The sequence below is a fragment of the Streptomyces sp. CGMCC 4.7035 genome (genome assembly GCF_031583065.1).
In the GTDB taxonomy this organism is placed as follows: Bacteria; Actinomycetota; Actinomycetes; order Streptomycetales; family Streptomycetaceae; genus Streptomyces; species Streptomyces yaanensis.
Window position 1 is genome coordinate 2,588,696 of record NZ_CP134053.1, and the last position, 19,272, is coordinate 2,607,967.

Sequence of the window (19,272 nt, forward strand, 5' to 3'; positions counted from 1 at the left end):
CTAGGCGGGCCGTTGCAGCACCGTCAGGCTCCGGTCCACCAGCGTCAGCCGGTCTCCGGCCTCGATCTTCGCGCCGGTGCCGGGCGTCACTCCCTCCGGGAGAGCCGTGTCGACGACCACCCGCCACTGGCGCCCGTGGTCGACCGGCACCACGAATTCCAGGGACTTCGGCGAGGCATTGAACATCAGCAGGAACGAGTCGTCGGTGATGCGCTCGCCGCGCGGGCCCGGCTCGGAGATCGCGTTGCCGTTGAGGAACACGGTCAGCGCGCCCGCCTGCGCCGACGTCCAGTCCCGCTGCGTCATCTCCTCGCCCTGCGGGGTGAACCAGGCGATGTCCGACAGCTCGTCGTGCGTGCCCTGCACCGGGCGGCCGTGGAAGAAGCGGCGCCGGCGGAAGACCTGGTGGTCGCGGCGCAGCCACACCATGGCGCGGGTGAACTCCAGCAGGTCGCTGCCGTCCTCGGGCCACTCGACCCAGGACAGCTCGCCGTCCTGGCAGTAGGCGTTGTTGTTGCCCCGCTGCGTGCGCGCGAACTCGTCACCGTGGCTGAGCATCGGCACACCCTGGGAGAGCATCAGCGTGGCGATGAAGTTCCGCATCTGCCGGGCCCGCAGCTCCAGCACCGCCGGGTCGTCGCTCTCGCCCTCGACCCCGCAGTTCCAGGACCGGTTGTGGCTCTCCCCGTCGCGGTTGTCCTCGCCGTTGGCCTCGTTGTGCTTGGTGTTGTACGAGACGAGGTCGTGCAGGGTGAAGCCGTCGTGGCAGGTCACGAAATTGATGGAGGCCAGAGGGCGCCTGCCGTCGTCCTGGTACAGGTCGGACGACCCGGTCAGGCGGGACGCGAACTCCGCGAGCGTGCGCGGTTCGCCGCGCCACAGGTCCCGTACGGTGTCGCGGTACTTGCCGTTCCATTCGGTCCACAGCGGCGGGAAGTTGCCCACCTGGTAGCCGCCCTCGCCCACGTCCCACGGCTCGGCGATCAACTTCACCTGGGAGACCACCGGGTCCTGCTGGACCAGGTCGAAGAACGACGACAGCCGGTCCACCTCGTGGAACTGCCGCGCCAGCGTCGCCGCCAGGTCGAAGCGGAAGCCGTCCACGTGCATCTCGGTGACCCAGTAGCGCAGTGAGTCCATGATCAGCTGTAGGACGTGCGGGGAACGCATCAGCAGGGAGTTGCCGGTCCCCGTGGTGTCCATGTAGTACCGCGGGTCGTCCGCCAGCCGGTAGTACGAGGCGTTGTCGAGGCCCCGGAAGGAGAGCGTCGGGCCCAGGTGGTTGCCCTCGGCGGTGTGGTTGTAGACGACGTCCAGGATGACCTCGATGCCGGCCTCGTGCAGCGCCCGTACGGCCGACTTGAACTCCAGCACTTGCTGGCCGCGGTCGCCCCAGGAGGCGTACGCGTTGTGCGGGGCGAAGAAGCCGATCGTGTTGTAGCCCCAGTAGTTGCTCAGGCCCATGTCCACCAGACGGTGGTCATTGACGAACTGATGTACGGGCATCAGCTCCAGGGTGGTGACGCCAAGTTCGGCCAGGTGTTCGATGATGGCCGGGTGGGCAAGGGCCGCATAGGTGCCGCGCAGTTCGTCGGGCAGCGCCGGATGGCGCATCGTGAGGCCCTTCACATGGGCCTCGTAGATCACCGTGCGGTGGTACTCGGTGCGGGGCCTGCGGTCGTCGCCCCAGTCGAAGTAGGGGTTGATCACCACGGAGGTCATGGTGTGCGGCGCGGAGTCCAGGTCGTTGCGCTTGTCGGGCGCCCCGAAGGGGTAGCCGTACACCTCCTCGCCCCACTTCACGCTGCCGCTGATGGCACGCGCGTACGGGTCCAGCAGCAGCTTCGCCGAGTTGCAGCGCAGCCCGCGCTCCGGGGCATACGGGCCGTGCACCCGGAATCCGTACCGCTGTCCCGGCATCACCCCCGGCAGATACGCGTGCCGTACGAACGCGTCGGTCTCCCGCAGCTCCACTGCGGTCTCCGAGCCGTCGTCGTGCAGCAGACACAGCTCGATCCGGTCGGCGGCCTCCGAGAAGACCGCGAAATTGGTCCCGGCGCCGTCGTACGTGGCGCCGAGCGGATACGCCTCTCCAGGCCAGACCTGCATGGACACGACTCTCCCAGGTGTGCCGGCCCCCGGGGGGCGCCTTGGAACCGAGTCTCCCCCAAAGTGATGGAACCTCCTATGACTTACGTCCCTCTTATCGGCCGACCAGTGCATTCGCGGCATGCGACACCATCGGCGCACCCAACGGCGTATCCATCGGCGCATCCGCGGCATGCCGAATCAATGGTGCTCAAGCCACTCCCGGGAACAAAGGGGGAGTAGGGGGAAATGTGCGCGAGATAGTGCGCCGCCATCTGGGCAAGGTGGTGGCCGGTGCGGCCGTTGCGGTGACCGGGACCGCCGTGATGGTCGGGATCACCCTGCCGGGCTCGGTGTCGGCCCAGGAGTCCGGCGGCAAGGGCGGCGGGCTCTCCGCCCAGCAGGCGGCCCGGCAGGAACAGGGGGCGGTGGGGCCCGGCACCGTGGAGCAGGCCCCCGCCGAGGGCGCGAAGGGCAAGGGGGGCGACCCGCTGACCGATGACGAGATCAAGCGGGTCGAACGCATCGCGCTGAGCCGGCAGCAGTTCGCCGCCGGCGAGAACGTCGAGGGCGACAAGGGCCCGCAGCGCCTCTCCGTCGACCTGGCCGATCCGGACGCGAACGAACTGGACGACCCGAACGCGCCGCGTCGCGCGGACGTGACGTTCTACAACTACAAGGACGACACACTCGTCACCAAGACGGTCAACCTGGACACCGGGAAGGTCGAACAGACCGGCAGCCAGCACGGCGTGCAGCCGCCGCTCAGCCCGGACGAGAACGCCGAGGCGGCCAGGCTGCTGATCGCGGACCCGCTCGGGGCGGGCCTGAAGGCCGACTACAAGGACGCCACCGGCAAGGAGCTCACCTCGCCCGACCAACTGGTGCTCACCGGCATCGGTTACCGGGCGACTCCGGGCGCCCAGTCGGCGCTCCTCGACAAGTGCGGTGAGCACCGCTGTGTCCGGCTCTTCCCGAAGATCCCGAACGGATCCTGGATCGACAGCCGTTCCTTCGTGATCGACCTGAGTGCACGCAAGGTCGGCAAGCTCGGCTGAGCCGGTGGCCGCCCGCTCATGAGGAAACGTTCCTCCCGTCCATGACCGCGGTGCGCCTCGCCCTCCTCACCTCTCGTCCCTCTCGCTCTGTGCAACAGGAGTCTCTTCGTCATGCACGTGAACAGAAACAGCCGTGCCCGCGGTCGGGCGCTTCGCAGGCAGGCCCTGACCGGCCTCCTGGCAGTCGGCCTCGCCTTCGGAGGCACGGCGGCCGCACCGGCCTTCGCCCAGCACAAGACCGCCGCGGCGCCCGCCGCCGAGTGCAGCGCGGCGTACCGGATCGAGCAGAAGCTCTCCACCGGCACCACCTGGCGGATGTGCTGGCGCTACGACACCAACGCCGGGCTCGTCCTGGAACACATCTCGTACCAGCCGCCGGGTGAGGCCGCCCCGATCAAGGTCCTCAACAGCGCGCGACTGGCCCAGATCGACGTCCCCTACGACGACGGCTCGGTCGAGTACAGCGACCTGACGCAGGCGGGCTTCGCGCAGGGCCTGTCGGCGATGACGCCCGCCGAGTGCCCCGGCGGCACCATCAAGACGGTCAAGGTCCCGAACGGGGACCCACGGCACCCGAACGTCAACGGCCTGTGTACGACGACCCGTTCGCGCGGTCACGCCTACCGCATGCAGAGCGACAGCGGGAAGGTCTACCAGGCCCAGGGCAAGGACCTGCTGATCTACACCGTCAACCAGGTCGGCTGGTACGAGTACATCACCGAGTGGCGCTTCCAGGACGACGGCGCGATCAACATGAACGTCGGCGCCACCGGCAGCCTTTCACCGTACGACTACGACGCGGGCGACGGCCGCGGCTGGCCGCTCGGCAAGGGCGCCAAGGCGTACGCCACCAGCCACAGCCACAACGTCTTCTGGCGGCTCGACTTCGGCCTCGACGGCTCCTCCAAGAACAGGATCGAGCAGTACGACTCCGTGGTCAGCCCGCCCGCGGGGGGCGCGCAGGCGCCGAGCAACAAGACCACGCGCACCAAGGTCACCGAGGAACTCGCGGGCGACGCCAAGAACATGCGCTGGTGGCGGGTCGTCAGCGACATCGGCAAGAACAAGGACGACCACCAGCGGTCGTACGAGATCGTCCCGGGCGCCTCGGCCAAGTACCTCGGCCGGAGCTTCACCAAGCACGACATCTACTTCACCGAGTACAACAAGTGCGAGCAGTTCGCCAGCGACAATCTCGGCAACTGCGGTACCGGAGCCGGTAAGTCCGTCGACAAGTGGGTCAACGGACAGACCCTCACCCATCCGGTGGTCTGGATGAACATCGGTTTCCATCACATCGCGCGCGACGAGGACCAGCAGCCCATGCCGGTCCACTGGCAGGGCTTCTCGATCGCTCCGCGCGACGTCACGGCTATGAATCCGCTCACTCCGCCGGCCCTTGCCGACCAGAACGGCAAGCCCCGAAACGGTAGTTGAGAAACGACCCTGTCCATCCGGCTGCATCGCGCCGCGCTCCCGGAGTACCCTTCCTTGATCGTTGGCTGGGGCCTGGCCCCTGGGGAGGCTCGGGGGAGCGGAAGGCGGTGCGCGGGTGGGCTCGGGAGAGCTGGAGCTGCCCCCTGGTGACGAGGGTCACGAGGGGAGCTCCGCGGATGTCCCGCCCGTGGCGGTGTCCCTGGCACGGCCGATGGAGATGGGATCCATCGGACCGGAACTGGACTGGAACGCCGACGCGTGGCACGAGGTGCGTACGCGCGCCCAGCGGGCGGGGCGGGCCTATATCTGGCTGAATCTGGTCGAACAGCGGCTGCGCGCGGTCGTGGCCGCTGTTCTCCGTCCCATCTACGAACCCGTCCACGGCGACGAGTGGGTGGTCGCCGCGGCCGGACCGGCCGGGCAGGAGTGGGTGCAGCGCGCGGTCGCGGTACGCGAAGTCAGCCGCCGCAAGGGGTACTTGCTCGATCCAGCCGACGACAACGTGCTGAGCTTTCTGACGCTGCCGCAGCTGCGCGAGCTGATGGTGCAGCACTGGCCGTGCTTCGAGCCGTACGTCGACGAGCGCCGCGATGTCGAACTCGCCCTGGACGAGCTGGAAGTGACCCGGAACGTGGTCTCGCGCAACCGGGCCCTGTCGGAGGCGGTCCTCGCCCAGGCCGAGCGTGCCTCGGCCAGGCTGCTGGAGATCCTCGGCGCGGGCAGTGACGTGCCGTCCGCGCGCAGGCTGCCCGTCGACGCGGTCGAGGACCTGGTGGGCGACCGGTACGCGGACGTGGTCGCCGTCCACCCGGACCGGGTACGGCTGCTGCGGCAGTTCCCCGCCGAGGACATCTTCGGCGGCGCCCGCCGCCTGGACGCGATCGGCATCGGCCTCAACCTGCTCGTACAGAACTTCTCCGGGCGCCGGCTGGTACGGCTGGCCGAGTCGGGCTGCCGGGTGCGTCTGCTGTTCCTCAACCCCGCCTCCAGCGCGGTCAAGCGGCGTGAGCGGGAGCTCGGCATCAAGAAGGGCGAGCTGAGCCGTGCCGTCGAGATGAACATCCTGCACATGCGCCGGGTGCGGTCGAGGCTGCGCGATCCGGGCGCCTTCGAGATCCAGGTCTTCGACGAGACGCCCCGCTTCACCGCGTATCTGGTCGACGGGGACGGCTCCGACGGCATCGCGGTCGTGCAGTCCTATCTGCGGCGAACCCGCGGCATGGAGGCGCCGGTGCTGGTGCTGCGGAGCGGTAGCAGGGTGGTCAAATCGGACGAAGCGGATGAGAGCGGACTCTTCCCTACCTATCGCGAGGAGTTCGAACTGGCCTGGGCGGATTCGCGGCCCGTGTCCTGAGCCGCCCTTCGGTCCCTCCGCGAACCGTGTCCTGAACCGTCCGACGGGGTAAGCGGAACGCGATCCTCGGATTGTCAGTGGCGCATGGGAAGGTGGAGACCACTGGGGGAACGCACCACCAAGAAGGGGGGCCGCCATGGCCTGGCACCGGGAGCTGCTGATCGGATTCGACCTGGAGACGACCGGGACGGATCCGTATGAGGCACGCATCGTCACGGGGGCGGTGATCGAGGTCAGGGACGGACAGCCGCTGGGACGCCGGGAGTGGCTGGCCGACCCGGGCGTGGAGATTCCGGCGGACGCGGTGGCCGTGCACGGGATCAGCAATGAGCGTGCAACCGCTGAGGGCAGACCGGCCGACGAGGTCGCGGACGCGATCGCGGACGTCCTGGTGACCTACTGGAAGACAGGCGTTCCGGTGGTCGCCTACAACGCGGCCTTCGACTTGACCCTGCTCTCCGCCGAGCTGCGGCGGCACGGACTGCCGTCCCTGCGCGACCGCCTGGGCGGCCCGGACCCCGCCCCGGTCATCGACCCGTACACGATCGACCGCTGGGTGGACCGTTATCGCCGCGGCAAGCGCAACCTCGAAGCGGTCTGCGGGGAGTACGGCGTCGCGCTGGAGGCGGCGCACAACGCCGGCGCGGACGCCCTGGCGGCGGCCCGCCTCGCCGCCGCGATAGCGTCCCGCCACTCGAAGATCGCGGCCCTCGGCCCGGCGGAGCTGCATCGCCGCCAGATCGAGTGGTACGCGGCCTGGGCGGCGGACTTCCAGAGCTTCCTGCGCCGCAAGGGCGACACGGACGCGGTGGTGGACGGGACGTGGCCGCTGCGGAATCCGGCGGACCAGACGGTCTGACCAGGGGCCAAGGCCCAAGGGGCAAGGGCCGGGCGCCAGGGACTGGGTGCCAGGGGCAAAGGCCAACGGCCAGACGCCAGGGCCAAGGGCCAGGCCACGAGGGCCCAAGGGCCAGGGATGAAGACCAGGGACGAGGACCCAAGGGCCAAGGGCCAGGGACTAGGCGACAGGGTTAAAGGCCAAGGGCCAAGGGCCAAGGGCCAAGGACCAGGTGCCAGGGCCGAAGGCCAGATGCCAGGTGTCAGGGCCAGCAGCCAGAGGCGGCTCAGAAGGGATACCAGCGCACCGTCTCGTCCCCGTCCCGCAGGGACGCCACCCGTCGCTCGAACTCGGCCAGAGCCTTGGGGTTGCTCGGGGCGTGCTGGGCGACCCAGGCGCAGCTGGCGGTCTCGCGCGCGCCGCGCAGCACGGAGCAGCCTTCCCACTCGCGCACGTCCCAGCCGTACGTCCGGGTGAAGGAGTCGTACGCCTCGGCCGGGAGCCCGTAGCGGTCGCGCGAGAGGGCCATGACCACCAGGTCGTGCTCGCGCAGGTCGGCGGAGAAGGTCTCCAGGTCGACCAGGACCGGACCCTGCGGGCCGACGTACACATTGCGGGGCAGCGCGTCGCCGTGGATCGGGCCCGGCGGCAGCTGCGGTGTCAGCGCGGCCGCCGCGGCGGCGAACCCGTCGCGACGCTCGCGCAGATACGCCGCGTCGGCCGGGTCGATCGCGTCTCCCGCCAGCCGCAGCCAGCGCTCCACACCGCCCAGCAGATCGCGCGGCGGCAGTTCGAAGGAGGGGGAGGGAAGTGCGTGCACGACCCGCAGCAGTTCGGCCAGATCCCGCGCTTCGGCGGGGCGCACGGAATCGGGCAGCCGGTGCCACACCGTCACCGGGTGGCCGTGCACCAACAGCGCCTTGGGGTCGGCCGCCCGCACCGCCGGGACGCCCGCCTCGGCGAGCCACACCGCGATGTCCAGCTCCCGCCGCGCGCGGTCGAGGAGCTCGGCGTCGCGGCCCACCTTGACCACCAGGTCACCGGCGGCGAACACCGCGTTCTCACCCAGGGCGAGGAGCCGCGCGTCCCCTGCCGGGCGGGGCAGCACGCCCGCCGCGGCCAGCACGTCACGTGCCGTTGCCTCGTCCATGTGTTCCCCTCCGTGGCGTTGACGCGGTCCTTGACGGGCTCGGGGACGGTCGGCTGAGCGCGCACGCGGCGTCACGTTCCGGCCGTCCGTCGGCCAGTGTCGCATTCGCACAGGTGGGACGGTGTGCGCGGGGTGAGGCCCGGGGCCACGGACACGGCTACGTGGCCGGGGTGCCCCACCCCGGCCACGTACACCTTCACCGGCAGAAGATCAGACCCCGACCTTCTCCCCCTCCACCGCCGGCGGCGGAGGCGGCGGGGCCATCAGGGCCGACTCGTCATGGGTGAGGTCGGGCAGTCGGTGCAGCCACTTCGGCAGGTACCAGTTCCGCTCGCCGAGCAGGGCCATCACCGCGGGGAGCAGAATGCCCCGGATGACCGTCGCGTCGATGAGCACCGCGGCGGCGAGGCCCACGCCCATCTGCTTCATGGACTGCATGGACAGCGTGCCGAAGATCGCGAAGACGGCGACCATGATGACCGCGGCACTGGTGACGACCCCCGCCGTGGTCACCACGCCGTGCGCGATCGCGTCCTTGGTCGTACGGCCCCGCATCCGCGCCTCGCGGATCCGGGAGACCACGAACACGTGGTAGTCCATGGAGAGCCCGAACAGGATGACGAAGAGGAACAGCGGCAGCCAGGTGACGATGGCGCCCACACCCTCGGCGCCCACCAGTGACGCACCCCAGCCGTGCTGGAAGACGGCGACCAGGATGCCGTACGCCGCGCCGACCGACAGCAGGTTCAGCGCGATCGAGGTGATCGCGACCGTCAGCGAGCGGAACGACAGCAGCATCAGCAGGAAGGCGAACACCACGACGAAGGCGAAGACCGGTGCCACCGACCCGACGAGCTGGTCGTTGAAGTCGTGCGAGCCCGCGACCTGCCCGGTGATCGGCGCCTGCACACCGTCGACCTTCCCGAGCGTGGCGGGCCGCACCTCGTCGCGCAGCTTCTCCAGGCTGGCACCCGCCTTGTCCCGGTCGGAGCCGCCGACCAGCGGGACGTAGACGAAGGCGATGTTCTCGGCGTCGTGCAGCTTGATGTCGACCGGGCCGCGCGAAGCGCCCGAACTGATCGCCTGCTCCCGGAAGTCGGCGAGCGCGGACTTCACCTCGGGGGCGTTGATGTCCTTCGCCTTGACGACGACCTCGGCCGGTTCGGAGCCGCCCGGGAAGGCCGCGTTGACCCGGTTGTAGGTGCCGACGATGGGCAGCGAGTTCCCGAACTCCTGGTCCAGTGTCAGGTTCTCGGTCTTCATGCCGATCGCGGGCGCGGCGATCGCCAGCAGCGCGCCGGCCGCCACGACGACGGAGACGACGGGCTTGGCGAGCACGCCCCGCAGGACGGCGGTCCAGAAGCGGCTCCCGTTGGTGCCGCCCGTACCACCGTTCCGGCGCCGCATGGCCCGGTGCAGGAACGGAATCCGCCCCTTCTCCACCCGCTCGCCCAGCAGCGAGAGCAGCGCGGGCAGCACGGTCACGGACCCGACCATGGCGACCGCCACGACCATCAGCGAGGCCAGGCCCATCGCCTCGAACCCGGCGAGCCCGGTGAAGAGCATGCCCGCCATCGCCACGCACACCGTGACGCCGGAGACGATGACGGCGCGGCCGCTGGTCGCGGCGGCGACCCGCAGGGCCGTTTCGGCGTCCCGGCCGGCCGCGCGTTCCTCGCGCTCCCGGCGCAGGTAGAACAGGCAGTAGTCGACACCGACGGCCAGACCGACCAGCAGCATCACGGAGTTGGCGGTGTCGCTCATCGGCTGCAGATGGCTGACGATGCCCATCAGACCCATCGTCGCCATGATCGCGGTGATCGCCAGTGCCACCGGCAGCAGAGCCGCCACCAGTGCGCCGAAGGCGATGAGCAGAATCCCGAGGGCCACCGGCACGGCGGAGTACTCGGCCTTCTGGAAGTCGTCCCCGAACGCGTCGCTGAACGTCTTCATCATGCTGGCGCCGCCGATCTCCTCGATCCGCAGCGATGTGTGGTTCTTCTGGACCTCCTTGACGGCCTTCAGGACCGGCTCCACCCGGTCGCCGGAGGTGTCCGCGTCGCCGCGCATGTCGAACTGCACCAGCGCGCTGCGGCCGTCCTGCGAGATCGTGTGCGTGTCGTACGGCGACGTCACGTCGGTGACCTTGCCGGTCGCGTCGACCGCCTTGACGACGGCGTCGACGGCGGCCCGGAACTCGGCGTCCGTGGCCTTGACGCCGCCGTCCTTCGACTGGATCAGGACGGTCTCACCGGCCGGCTCCTCGATCCCGGCCTGCTTGATGATCTGGGCGGCGGTGTGGGTCTCGCCCTTGAGTTGATCGCTCTCGTCGACGTCGACCCGGCCCACCGCCGAGCCGATCCCCATCGCCAGCACGACGAACAGCACCCAGATGCCCACGGCAGCCCATCGGTGCCGGGCGCTCCAGCCGCCGGCCCGGGCGGCGATTCCCCGCACCCGTGTATCTCCGTTCCCCATGACGGGCTTGCCCCCTCGTGTCGGGCGACGACCCCCTGCCGCCACCGCTCGCTTCGAATGTAGGGGGCGGATAAGAACGACTCGTCGTGCTCCTCGGTGAACCGCGAACGGCCCGACTCATCCCCTCGGAGCCCGTCGCCTCCCCCTCTGGGAGGACCGTGACCCCTTACACCTACTCGGGTTCCGGGGGATCGGGCTCAGGGTCCCGGTCCGCCTCCACGCCCAACTCCCCCCGGGCAGGCCGGTGCCCGTGTCCCAGCGGTACCACCCGGAATCCTCCCCTGCCCCATGGCGCGTCCACACGACTGTGCGAGGCTCGTGGCATGCGCTACATCATCATCGGAGCAGGGGCGGTCGGCGGAACCATCGGTGCGCGGCTGGCCGGGGCGGGGCGCGAGGTGGTCCTGGTCGCGCGGGGCGCGCAGTACACGGCGCTGCGCGAGGACGGACTGCGCTTCCGTACCCCGGACGGCGAGCACACCCACCGGCTTCCGGTCGTCGACGGTCCGGCGGCACTGGGCGCGTTGCGCACGGACGACGTGCTCGTGCTCACCGTCAAGACGCAGGACAGCGAGGCCGCGCTGGACGCCTGGGGGCCGGCTCCGGTGGCGGGTGGAGGTAGCGCCGCCGAACGGTTGCCCGTGGTCTGCGCGCAGAACGGCGTCGAGAGCCAGCGGATCGCCCTGCGCCGCTTCCGCCGCGTGTACGGCGTCTGCGTCTGGCTGCCGTGCACCTTCGTCGAACCGGGCGTCGTCTCCGCGGCCGGCACCCCGCTCACCGGCATCCTGCACATGGGCCGCTACCCGCACGGCGCCGACGAGACCGCCCGCCGGATCGCCGCCGACCTGGAGAAGGCGCGGTTCGAGGCCCCGGTCGTGCCGGACGTGGCGCGCTGGCAGTACGCCAAGCTGCTGGGCAACCTCGCCAACGCCGTCGAGGCGGTCAGTGGGCCGATCGCCGACGAGGTGGCGCGGGGGCTGTACGAACGGGTGCGCGCCGAGGGCGAGTCGGTGCTCCGGGCCGCCGGGATCCCGTACGCGAGCCAGGCGGAGCAGAAGGAGGCGCGCGGGGACAAGGTCCGTCTGGAGCCCCTCGACGGGGCCGAGCGAGGCGGTGGCTCCTCCTGGCAGTCCCTCACCCGTGGCACCGGCACCATCGAGGCCGACCACCTCAACGGCGAGATCGTCCTCCTGGGCCGGCTGCACGGCGTACCGACCCCGCTGAACGAACTGCTGCAACGGCTGGCCAACACCTTCGCCCGGGAGCGGCGGGCGGCCGGATCGCTGCCGGTGGCGGAGCTGATACGGCTGGCGGACGAAGCAGACAAAATGGATGAAATATCCGAAGCGGGCGAGGCGGACGACGTGGTCTCGGCGGCTGCCGGCGCCTGAGCCCAGGCCTTCCCCCTCCGGGTTGTCGCGTTTGTTCAAGAGCCCGGAGCGGGTCGTCCCTAACGTGAGGCGTATGAAGAAGGACGACCTGTACCCGTACATGACCGAATGTGCCGCCGAGGCGGCGCGCGTGGCGCGTGGCGTCACCGCGGCACAGCTCACCCGGCCCACGCACTGTCCCGAGTGGGACGTCCGCGCCATGGTGAACCACTGGGTCCTTTACACCTCGCACGGCCTGGAGCACCGGGCCCTGCGCAAGCAGCTCCCCGAGGAGCTGGTCGCGCGCGACTTCACCGCCGACCCGGACTGGGCCGAGGCGTACGCCGCTCAGCTGGACCGGGCCGTCGCGGCCTGGGCGGACCCCGCGGTGTGGGAGGGCGAAGTCGACCTCGGCATGGCGGCGATGCCCGCCACGGAAATCGCCTCGATGATCGTCAAGGAGATGGCGGTCCACGGCTGGGACGTCGCCACGGCCACCGGCCAGGAGTTCCGCATCTCGGAGGACGCGGCCCGGCTCGTCCTCGACGTCGTGGAGACCCACGGCGACCTCTACCGCCAGTACGACGGCTTCGCCGACCCGGTCACGGTCCCCGACGACGCACCCGTGTTCGAACGTGCGCTGGCGGCCAGCGGGCGGAACCCCCGGCAGAGCACCCAAGTGGACCAATAGAACAACCGTGAATTGGGCCGGTACTTCGCGCCAATGGAGTCCTAGTGTCGACCGCATGACCAACGCATCGCCCATCCGCGTCGACTTCTACTTCGACCCCGCCTGCCCCTTCGCCTGGATCACCTCCCGCTGGCTGCTGGAGGTCGAGCGGGAGCGCCCGCTCGACCTCCGCTTCCATGCGATGAGCCTCTACCTGCACAACGTCGGCAATGAACTCCCCGAGTGGTACCGGGAGCTGGTCGACAAGTCGATCGGCCCGGTGCGCGTCGCCGTGGCCGCCGCCGAACGGCACGGCGAGAAGGTGCTGCGCGACCTGTACACCGCCTTCGGCACCCGGATCCACGAGCGCAAGGCGGAGGACTTCGACGCGGTGGTCGCCGAATCGCTCGCCGAACTCGGCCTTCCGGCCGACCTGGCGGCCGCCGCGCACGATCCCGCGTACGACGAGGCCGTGCGCCGCAGCCATGACGCGGGCGCCGAGCCCGACTCGGGCGGCTACGTGGGAACGCCCACCCTTCATGTCGACGGAACGGTGTGGTTCGGACCGGTACTGCGCGCCGTCCCGCGCGGCGAGCAGGCGGCCGAACTCTTCGACAGCTTCCGGGTACTGGCCGCGCACCCCGACTTCTTCGAGCTCAAGCGGACCAGGACGGGAGGGCTGTCCTTCGACTGAAGCCCCGCCGGAGGTCCGAAGTCCCCGGTCGGGCCGGCGCCCGGACCTAAGCGCCCAGCGCCGCCGGCACCGGTGTCCGCGCCGCCTCGTACCGCTCCAGCGCCACCCGTGCCACCTCCGGTGCGGGTCCCAGGACCTCCGCCAGGACGTCCGCCTCGGCCGCGCCCCGCGCGATACGGTCCGGCAGGAAGCCGGGGGCCAGGACGTACGGTGCCACGGCCACCCGGGCGCAGCCCGCCGCCCGCAGGTCGCGCACCGCGTCCTCCGTGCGCGGCAGGGACGCGGAGGCGAACGCAGGCCGCACGGCGCACCAACCGGTGTGCCGCCACTCCCGCGCGATGTCAGCGATCACTGCGATCGCCTCCGGATCCGTGGACCCCGCCGAGGCCAGCACGACCCCGGTCGAGGACTTGTCGGCCGGGGTCAGCCCGGCCTCGTACAGACGCCGTTCGAGGGCGTGCAGCAGCAACGGCGAGGGGCCCAGTACGTCCGCCTGCCGGATCCGCAGCCGCGGCGGCGCCTCACGCAGGACCCCCGGGATGTCGGCCTTCGCGTGGAACGCCCTGGTCAGGAGGAGAGGAAGGGCTACGACGTCCCGTACGCCCTCCGTCGCCAGGGACTCCAGCAACCCGTGCACGGAGGGCAGGTTGAAGTCCAGGAAGCCGGTCTCCACGCGCAGCCCGGGCCGCAGCGACCGTACCCGCCGGACGAGGGCGTGGACGGTGGCGGCATGCCGCGGGTCGCGGCTGCCATGGGCGATCACCACGAGAACGGGCGGGAGGAACGGCTTCTGGTACACGGGAGTTCAGCTCTTGACGAGGAGACCGCGGCCGCGCAGCACCCGCCGCTCCAGCGGACTGAAGATCAGCAGGTCGATCGCGATGCCGACGAACAGGATCAGGATGATGGCCTCGAACACCATGGACATCGAGCTGGCGTTGCGGCCGTTCTCCAGCAGCGCGCCCAGGCCGATGCCCAGGTCGGGCGAGGAGGCGATGATCTCCGCCGCCATCAGCGAGCGCCAGGAGAAGGCCCAGCCCTGCTTCAGACCCGCCAGGTAGCCCGGCAGCGCGGCCGGCATGACGATGTGCCAGGCGCCCCTCAGGCCGGTCGCGCCCATCGTGCGGCCCGCCCGCAGGAACAGCGGCGGCACCTGGTCGACGCCGGAGACGAGGCCGTTGGCGATGGACGGGACGGCGCCGAGCAGGATCACCGCGTACATCATCGAGTTGTTCAGACCCAGCCAGATCACGGCCGGCGGCACCCACGCCACCGACGGCAGCGACTGGAGCCCGGACAGGATCGGGCCTATGGCCGCGCGCACGAACTTCACCCGGGCCACCAGCAGGCCCAGCGGGGTGCCGATGGCGAGGGCGAACAGGAAGCCCAGCAGACCGCGCGAGATGCTGGTCCAGATGTAGTCGAGGAGCTTGCCCTCCAGCCAGGCGTTCTTGAACTCGGCCCCCACGTCGGCGGGCGAGGGCAGCTTGGTCGGGTCGTCGACGATCTTCAGCGAGATCAGCGCCTGCCAGACGACCAGCACCACCGCGATCGCGACGATCGGCGGCAGGATCTTGTTGACGAGCGTCTGCCGGAACGGCGTACGGCTCGTGTCCGAGGTCTCCAGGGCGTCGAGGCCCGCTTCCAGGCCGCCCAGCCCGGTGCTGTCCTTGACGGGGGTGTCGGCCGTCGTGCCGGTGGTCTCAGTGCTGGCCATGACGGCGGATCTCCCCACGCAGGACATCGGTGATCTCGAGGGACAGTTCGGCCACGGGGGCGTCCTCGATGCGGCGCGGCTGTGGAATGTCCACCTTCCACTCGCGCGCCACGCGCCCCGGCCGGGAGGACAGCAGCACGACGCGCTGCGCCAGGCGCACGGCCTCGCGCACGTTGTGCGTGACGAACAGGACCGACACGCCCGTCTCCCCCCAGATCCGGGTCAGCTCGTCGTGCAGCACGTCGCGCGTGATCGCGTCCAGTGCGGCGAACGGCTCGTCCATCAGCAGCAGTTGGCTGTCCTGGGCGAGCGCGCGGGCCATCGCCACGCGCTGGCGCATACCGCCGGACAGCTCGTGCACCCGCTTGCCGTACGCCCCCTTGAGCCGTACGAGTTCGAGCAGCTCCTCGGCGCGGTCGCGCCGCTCGTTCTTCGGAACTCCCCTGAGCTTCAGGGCAAGTTCTATGTTCTTGCCCGCGGTCAGCCACGGGAACAGGGCGTGCTCCTGGAACATCAGAGCGGGACGCCCGTCGGTCTTGATGCTGCCGGCGGAGGGCTCGTCGAGCCCCGCCACCAGATTCAGCAGAGTGGACTTGCCGCAGCCCGAGGCCCCCAGGAGGGTGACGAACTCGCCCGGTGCGACATCCAGGGCGATGCCGTCGAGGACGAGCTGCTGCCCGGCGGGCCCGGGGAAGGACTTCGAGACGTTCTCGATGCGGGCTGCGTACTCCACCGACTCGGCGCCGTCGGCGGCCTTGGCGAGGGTGGTGGCCATGGTCGTCACCTCCTGGGAACTCTCGGGACTGGGCTTACTTGACGCCGAGACCGGCGTCGTCGACGGTGCTCTCGCCCTCGGCCTTGAGGACCTTGTTCAGGAGCGTGAGGTCGTAGATGCCGTCCAGCTTCGGGTCCTTCAGCAGACCGGCCTTGACCGCGTGCTCCGCCTCGGTGTTGAGGGTGGCGGCCAGCGGGTCGTCGGTGAACTGGATGGACTTCCACGCCGGGTCCAGGACCTCGGCCGACAGGGCCTTGCCCGAGTCGGTCTTCAGCTGCGCGTTCGCCGCGGCCTTCGCCTCGTCCGGGTTGGCGTTGATCCACTTGTTGGCCTCGACCGAGGCCTTCAGCACCGCCTCGACGGCCTTCGGGTGCTCCTTGAGGAACTTCTGCGACACGATGATGTTCGTGATCACGAACTTCTTGTCCGGCCACAGGTCCGCCTCGTCGAGGAGGACCTTCGCGCCCTCGGCGACCAGCTTCGAGGCGGTCGGCTCCGGCACCCAGGCGCCGTCGATCGAACCGGCCTTGTAGGCGTCCGGGGTGACCTTGTTCTCGGTGCGGACCACCGAGACGTCGCCCTTGCCGCTCTCCGCGTCGACCTTCCAGCCCTGCTCCGCGATCCAGTTGAGGAACGCCACGTCCTGCGTGTTGCCGAGCTGCGGGGTCGCGATCTTCTTCCCCTTGACGTCCTTCAGGGACTTGATCTTCTTCGGGTTCACCACGAGCTTCACACCGCCGGAAGCCGAACCCCCGATGATGCGCAGGTTCTTGCCGTCGGACTTCGTGTAGCCGTTGATCGACGGGGACGGGCCGATCCAGCCGATGTCGATGGAGCCGGAGTTCAGGGCCTCGATCTCCGAGGGGCCGGCGTTGAAGATCTGGTACTTGGCCCGCGTGGCGCCGAGCGCCTTCTGGAAGTAGCCCTTGTTCACACCGACGAGAGCGGTGCCGTGGGTCAGGTTGCCGAAGTAGCCGATCTTGACGGAGTCGAGCCCGTCGAGCTTCTGCGATCCGGCTGCGATCTTCTGGCTGGACGTGTTGTCGTCGGCCTTGGAGCCGTAACTGCAGGCGGCGAGGGTGAGGAGGGGAAGAGCGGTGACCACGGCGATGCCGCGGCGAAGGAAGGACGAGCGATTGGCAGGCACGGGAGGTGTTCCTCTCGTTGGCCCGGCGGTCACGGTCTTTCAGGCCGTGGCCGGGAGGTCGGCAGGTCTTCGTTTACGGCGGTGGGGGGTGAGGGCGCGCAGGCAGTGCGCGTACGTCATCGCGCACATCGCGCCACCCCGCCCTGCCCGCTGCCGAGGGCACCGCTGCCGACGCGGCCGCCCTCCTTCGCGAACGACGAGTAGAAGCAGGTGGTGATCATGGTCAGAAGTCCCACCCGTCGTCGTCGGCCTCGTCCTTCACCGGCTCGGGCGCGGCGAACGACTCGCCGACCATGCCCGCGGTGAGGGTGGTGCCGTCGGCCGGGTCGATCAGAATGAACGAACCGGTGCGGCGGGAGTCCGCGTACGAGTCCACCGGCAGCGGCTCGGCGGTGCGGATCTTCAGGCGGCCGATGTCGTTGGCGACGAGCTGTCCCGGGTGCGGGTGCAGGGACAGGTCGTCGAGCGTGAGACGGGACGGGATGTCCTTGACGATCGCCTTGACCGTGCGGGTGCCGTGCTTGAGCAGCACCCGGTGGCCGACCGTCAGCGGCTGGTCCGCGACATGGCAGACCGTCGCCTCGATGTCCTGCGTGGTCGCGGGCGCGTCCTTGCTCGGCACGATCAGGTCGCCGCGCGAGATGTCGATGTCGTCCTCCAGCAGGAGGGTCACCGACTGGGGGGTCCAGGCCACGTCGACCGGCTTGCCCAGGAGGTCGATGCCGGAGACCTTCGTCGTACGGCCGGACGGCAGGACCGTGACCGGGTCGCCGACGCGGAACGTACCGGCGGCGATCTGGCCCGCGTACCCCCGGTAGTCCGGGTGCTCGGCGGTCTGCGGACGGATCACGTACTGCACGGGCAGCCGCGCGTGGCAGTGCGCCAGGTCGTGGCTGACCGGGACGGTCTCCAGGTGCTCCAGGACGGTCGGGCCGCCGTACCAGTCCATGGTGGCGGACGGCTCCACGACGTTGTCTCCGGCCAGCGCCGAGATCGGGATGGCGGTGACCTCGGGGACGCCCAGCTCGGTCGCGTACGCCGTGAACTCCTCGGCGATCTCCGCGAAGACGGACTCCTGGTAGTCCACCAGGTCCATCTTGTTGACGGCGAGGACCACGTGCGGGACGCGCAGCAGGGCGGCGATCGCGGCGTGGCGGCGGGTCTGCTCGACGACGCCGTTGCGGGCGTCGACCAGGATGACCGTCAGCTCCGCGGTCGAGGCGCCGGTGACCATGTTGCGGGTGTACTGCACATGGCCGGGGGTGTCGGCGAGGATGAACCGCCTGCGCGGGGTGGCGAAGTAGCGGTAGGCCACGTCGATGGTGATGCCCTGCTCCCGCTCGGCGCGCAGGCCGTCGGTGAGGAGGGCGAGGTCCGGGGTCTCCTGGCCGCGGCTGCGGGAGGCGTGCTCGACGGCCTCCAGCTGGTCGGCGAGGACCGACTTGGAGTCGTGCAGCAGGCGTCCTACGAGCGTGGACTTGCCGTCGTCGACCGAACCGGCGGTGGCGAACCGCAGGAGGGTGGTGGCGGAGAGTTCCGTGGTCGTGGTCATGCTTAGAAGTACCCCTCGCGCTTGCGGTCCTCCATGGCGGCCTCGGACAGCTTGTCGTCGGCACGGGTGGCGCCCCGCTCGGTCAGCCGGGAGGCGGCGATCTCGGCGATGACCTGCTCCAGGGTCACCGCGTCGGAGTCGACGGCGCCGGTGCAGGACATGTCCCCGACGGTCCGGTAGCGGATCTGCCGCTTCTCGACGGTCTCGCCGTCCTTGGGCCCGCCCCACTCACCGGCGGTCAGCCACATGCCGCCCCGCTGGAAGACCTCACGCTCGTGCGCGAAGTAGATCTCGGGCAGTTCGATGCCCTCACGGGCGATGTACTGCCAGACGTCCAGCTCGGTCCAGTTGGACAGGGGGAAGACGCGGACGTGTTCGCCGGGTGCGTGGCGGCCGTTGTACAGGTTCCACAGCTCGGGCCGCTGACGTCGCGGGTCCCACTGGGAGAACTCGTCCCGCAGCGAGAACACCCGCTCCTTCGCGCGGGCCTTCTCCTCGTCACGTCGGCCACCGCCGAAGACGGCGTCGAACCGCTCGGACTGGATCTTCTCCGTCAGCGGGAGCGTCTGCAGCGGATTCCGTGTCCCGTCGGGACGTTCCTTGAGCACCCCGCGGTCGATGTAATCCTGTACGGAGGCCACATGGAGGCGCAGCCCATGTGCCGCCACCACACGGTCGCGGTACTCAAGGACCTCGGCGAAGTTGTGTCCGGTGTCCACGTGCAGCAGCGAGAAGGGGATCGCCGCCGGGGCGAACGCCTTCAGCGCCAGGTGCAGCATGAGGATGGAGTCCTTGCCGCCGGAGAACAGGATCACCGGCCGTTCGAACTCGCCCGCCACCTCACGGAAGATGTGCACCGCCTCGGACTCCAGCGCGTCCAGGTGGCTGAGGGCGTACGGGCTGGCCGTGCCCTCCTCGGTCTTGGCGACGGTGGTCGTCATGCT

Annotated in this window: 16 protein-coding genes; 7 read left to right on the top strand and 9 right to left on the bottom strand. The window is 70.0% G+C overall.

The window, feature by feature from the left end:
• Positions 1-2,109, bottom strand: coding sequence for a glycogen debranching protein GlgX (glgX, locus tag Q2K21_RS10825; protein WP_310769367.1), 2,109 nt, complete (start codon positions 2,107-2,109; stop codon positions 1-3).
• 230 nt (positions 2,110-2,339) lie between these two features.
• On the opposite strand from glgX, the gene Q2K21_RS10830 reads away from it, so the two are divergent.
• From Q2K21_RS10830 to Q2K21_RS10845, 4 genes are all read left to right on the top strand, one after another.
• On the top strand, positions 2,340-3,146 hold the full coding sequence (locus Q2K21_RS10830) for a Tat pathway signal sequence domain protein (protein WP_310769369.1): 807 nt from the start codon (positions 2,340-2,342) through the stop codon (positions 3,144-3,146).
• A 111-nt stretch (positions 3,147-3,257) separates the two neighbouring features.
• Complete coding sequence (locus Q2K21_RS10835; RefSeq protein WP_310769372.1) at positions 3,258-4,583, top strand: copper amine oxidase; 1,326 nt, start codon at positions 3,258-3,260, stop codon at positions 4,581-4,583.
• A 115-nt stretch (positions 4,584-4,698) separates the two neighbouring features.
• Positions 4,699-5,937, top strand: coding sequence for an SAV2148 family HEPN domain-containing protein (locus Q2K21_RS10840; RefSeq protein ID WP_310769374.1), 1,239 nt, complete (start codon positions 4,699-4,701; stop codon positions 5,935-5,937).
• A gap of 136 nt (positions 5,938-6,073) precedes the next feature.
• Entirely contained in the window at positions 6,074-6,796 is a 723-nt protein-coding gene (locus tag Q2K21_RS10845) for a 3'-5' exonuclease (protein ID WP_310769376.1), read from the top strand.
• A gap of 265 nt (positions 6,797-7,061) precedes the next feature.
• Here the strand turns inward: Q2K21_RS10845 and Q2K21_RS10850 are convergent, their stop codons facing one another.
• Together Q2K21_RS10850 and Q2K21_RS10855 are read right to left on the bottom strand one after the other, a co-directional pair.
• Entirely contained in the window at positions 7,062-7,925 is an 864-nt protein-coding gene (locus Q2K21_RS10850) for a phosphotransferase enzyme family protein (RefSeq protein WP_310769378.1), read from the bottom strand.
• 210 nt (positions 7,926-8,135) lie between these two features.
• A complete protein-coding gene (locus tag Q2K21_RS10855) occupies positions 8,136-10,403 on the bottom strand; it encodes an MMPL family transporter (RefSeq protein WP_310769380.1) in 2,268 nt (755 codons plus the stop codon).
• A gap of 323 nt (positions 10,404-10,726) precedes the next feature.
• Here Q2K21_RS10855 and Q2K21_RS10860 point away from each other — a divergent pair, with 323 nt between their 5' ends.
• The 3 genes from Q2K21_RS10860 to Q2K21_RS10870 all read left to right on the top strand — a co-directional run bounded on the left by Q2K21_RS10860 (position 10,727) and on the right by Q2K21_RS10870 (position 13,137).
• The gene (locus tag Q2K21_RS10860) at positions 10,727-11,794 is read left to right on the top strand and encodes a ketopantoate reductase family protein (RefSeq protein WP_310769382.1); all 1,068 of its coding nucleotides are present in this window, start codon (positions 10,727-10,729) and stop codon (positions 11,792-11,794) included.
• 73 nt (positions 11,795-11,867) lie between these two features.
• Positions 11,868-12,464, top strand: coding sequence for a TIGR03086 family metal-binding protein (locus tag Q2K21_RS10865; protein WP_310769384.1), 597 nt, complete (start codon positions 11,868-11,870; stop codon positions 12,462-12,464).
• Positions 12,465-12,519: 55 nt separating this feature from the next.
• On the top strand, positions 12,520-13,137 hold the full coding sequence (locus Q2K21_RS10870; RefSeq protein ID WP_310769386.1) for a mycothiol-dependent nitroreductase Rv2466c family protein: 618 nt from the start codon (positions 12,520-12,522) through the stop codon (positions 13,135-13,137).
• A gap of 46 nt (positions 13,138-13,183) precedes the next feature.
• On the opposite strand, the gene Q2K21_RS10875 is transcribed toward Q2K21_RS10870, so the two are convergent.
• The 6 genes from Q2K21_RS10875 to cysD all read right to left on the bottom strand — a co-directional run bounded on the left by Q2K21_RS10875 (position 13,184) and on the right by cysD (position 19,269).
• On the bottom strand, positions 13,184-13,936 hold the full coding sequence (locus Q2K21_RS10875; protein WP_310769388.1) for a sirohydrochlorin chelatase: 753 nt from the start codon (positions 13,934-13,936) through the stop codon (positions 13,184-13,186).
• Positions 13,937-13,942: 6 nt separating this feature from the next.
• Complete coding sequence (locus tag Q2K21_RS10880; RefSeq protein WP_310769390.1) at positions 13,943-14,854, bottom strand: ABC transporter permease; 912 nt, start codon at positions 14,852-14,854, stop codon at positions 13,943-13,945.
• Positions 14,841-15,629: an ABC transporter ATP-binding protein gene (locus Q2K21_RS10885; RefSeq protein ID WP_310769392.1), complete on the bottom strand. Its 789-nt coding sequence runs from the start codon at positions 15,627-15,629 to the stop codon at positions 14,841-14,843. The genes Q2K21_RS10880 and Q2K21_RS10885 overlap by 14 nt, the downstream gene beginning before the upstream one ends.
• 34 nt (positions 15,630-15,663) lie before the next feature.
• Positions 15,664-16,776: an aliphatic sulfonate ABC transporter substrate-binding protein gene (locus tag Q2K21_RS10890; protein WP_310769394.1), complete on the bottom strand. Its 1,113-nt coding sequence runs from the start codon at positions 16,774-16,776 to the stop codon at positions 15,664-15,666.
• Between the two features lie 223 nt (positions 16,777-16,999).
• Positions 17,000-18,328 carry a sulfate adenylyltransferase subunit 1 gene (locus Q2K21_RS10895; RefSeq protein WP_310769396.1) on the bottom strand — a complete coding sequence of 443 codons (1,329 nt, stop codon included), beginning with the start codon at positions 18,326-18,328 and terminating at the stop codon, positions 17,000-17,002.
• A gap of 2 nt (positions 18,329-18,330) precedes the next feature.
• Positions 18,331-19,269, bottom strand: coding sequence for a sulfate adenylyltransferase subunit CysD (gene cysD, locus Q2K21_RS10900; protein WP_310769398.1), 939 nt, complete (start codon positions 19,267-19,269; stop codon positions 18,331-18,333).
• Between the last annotated feature and the right edge of the window lie 3 nt (positions 19,270-19,272).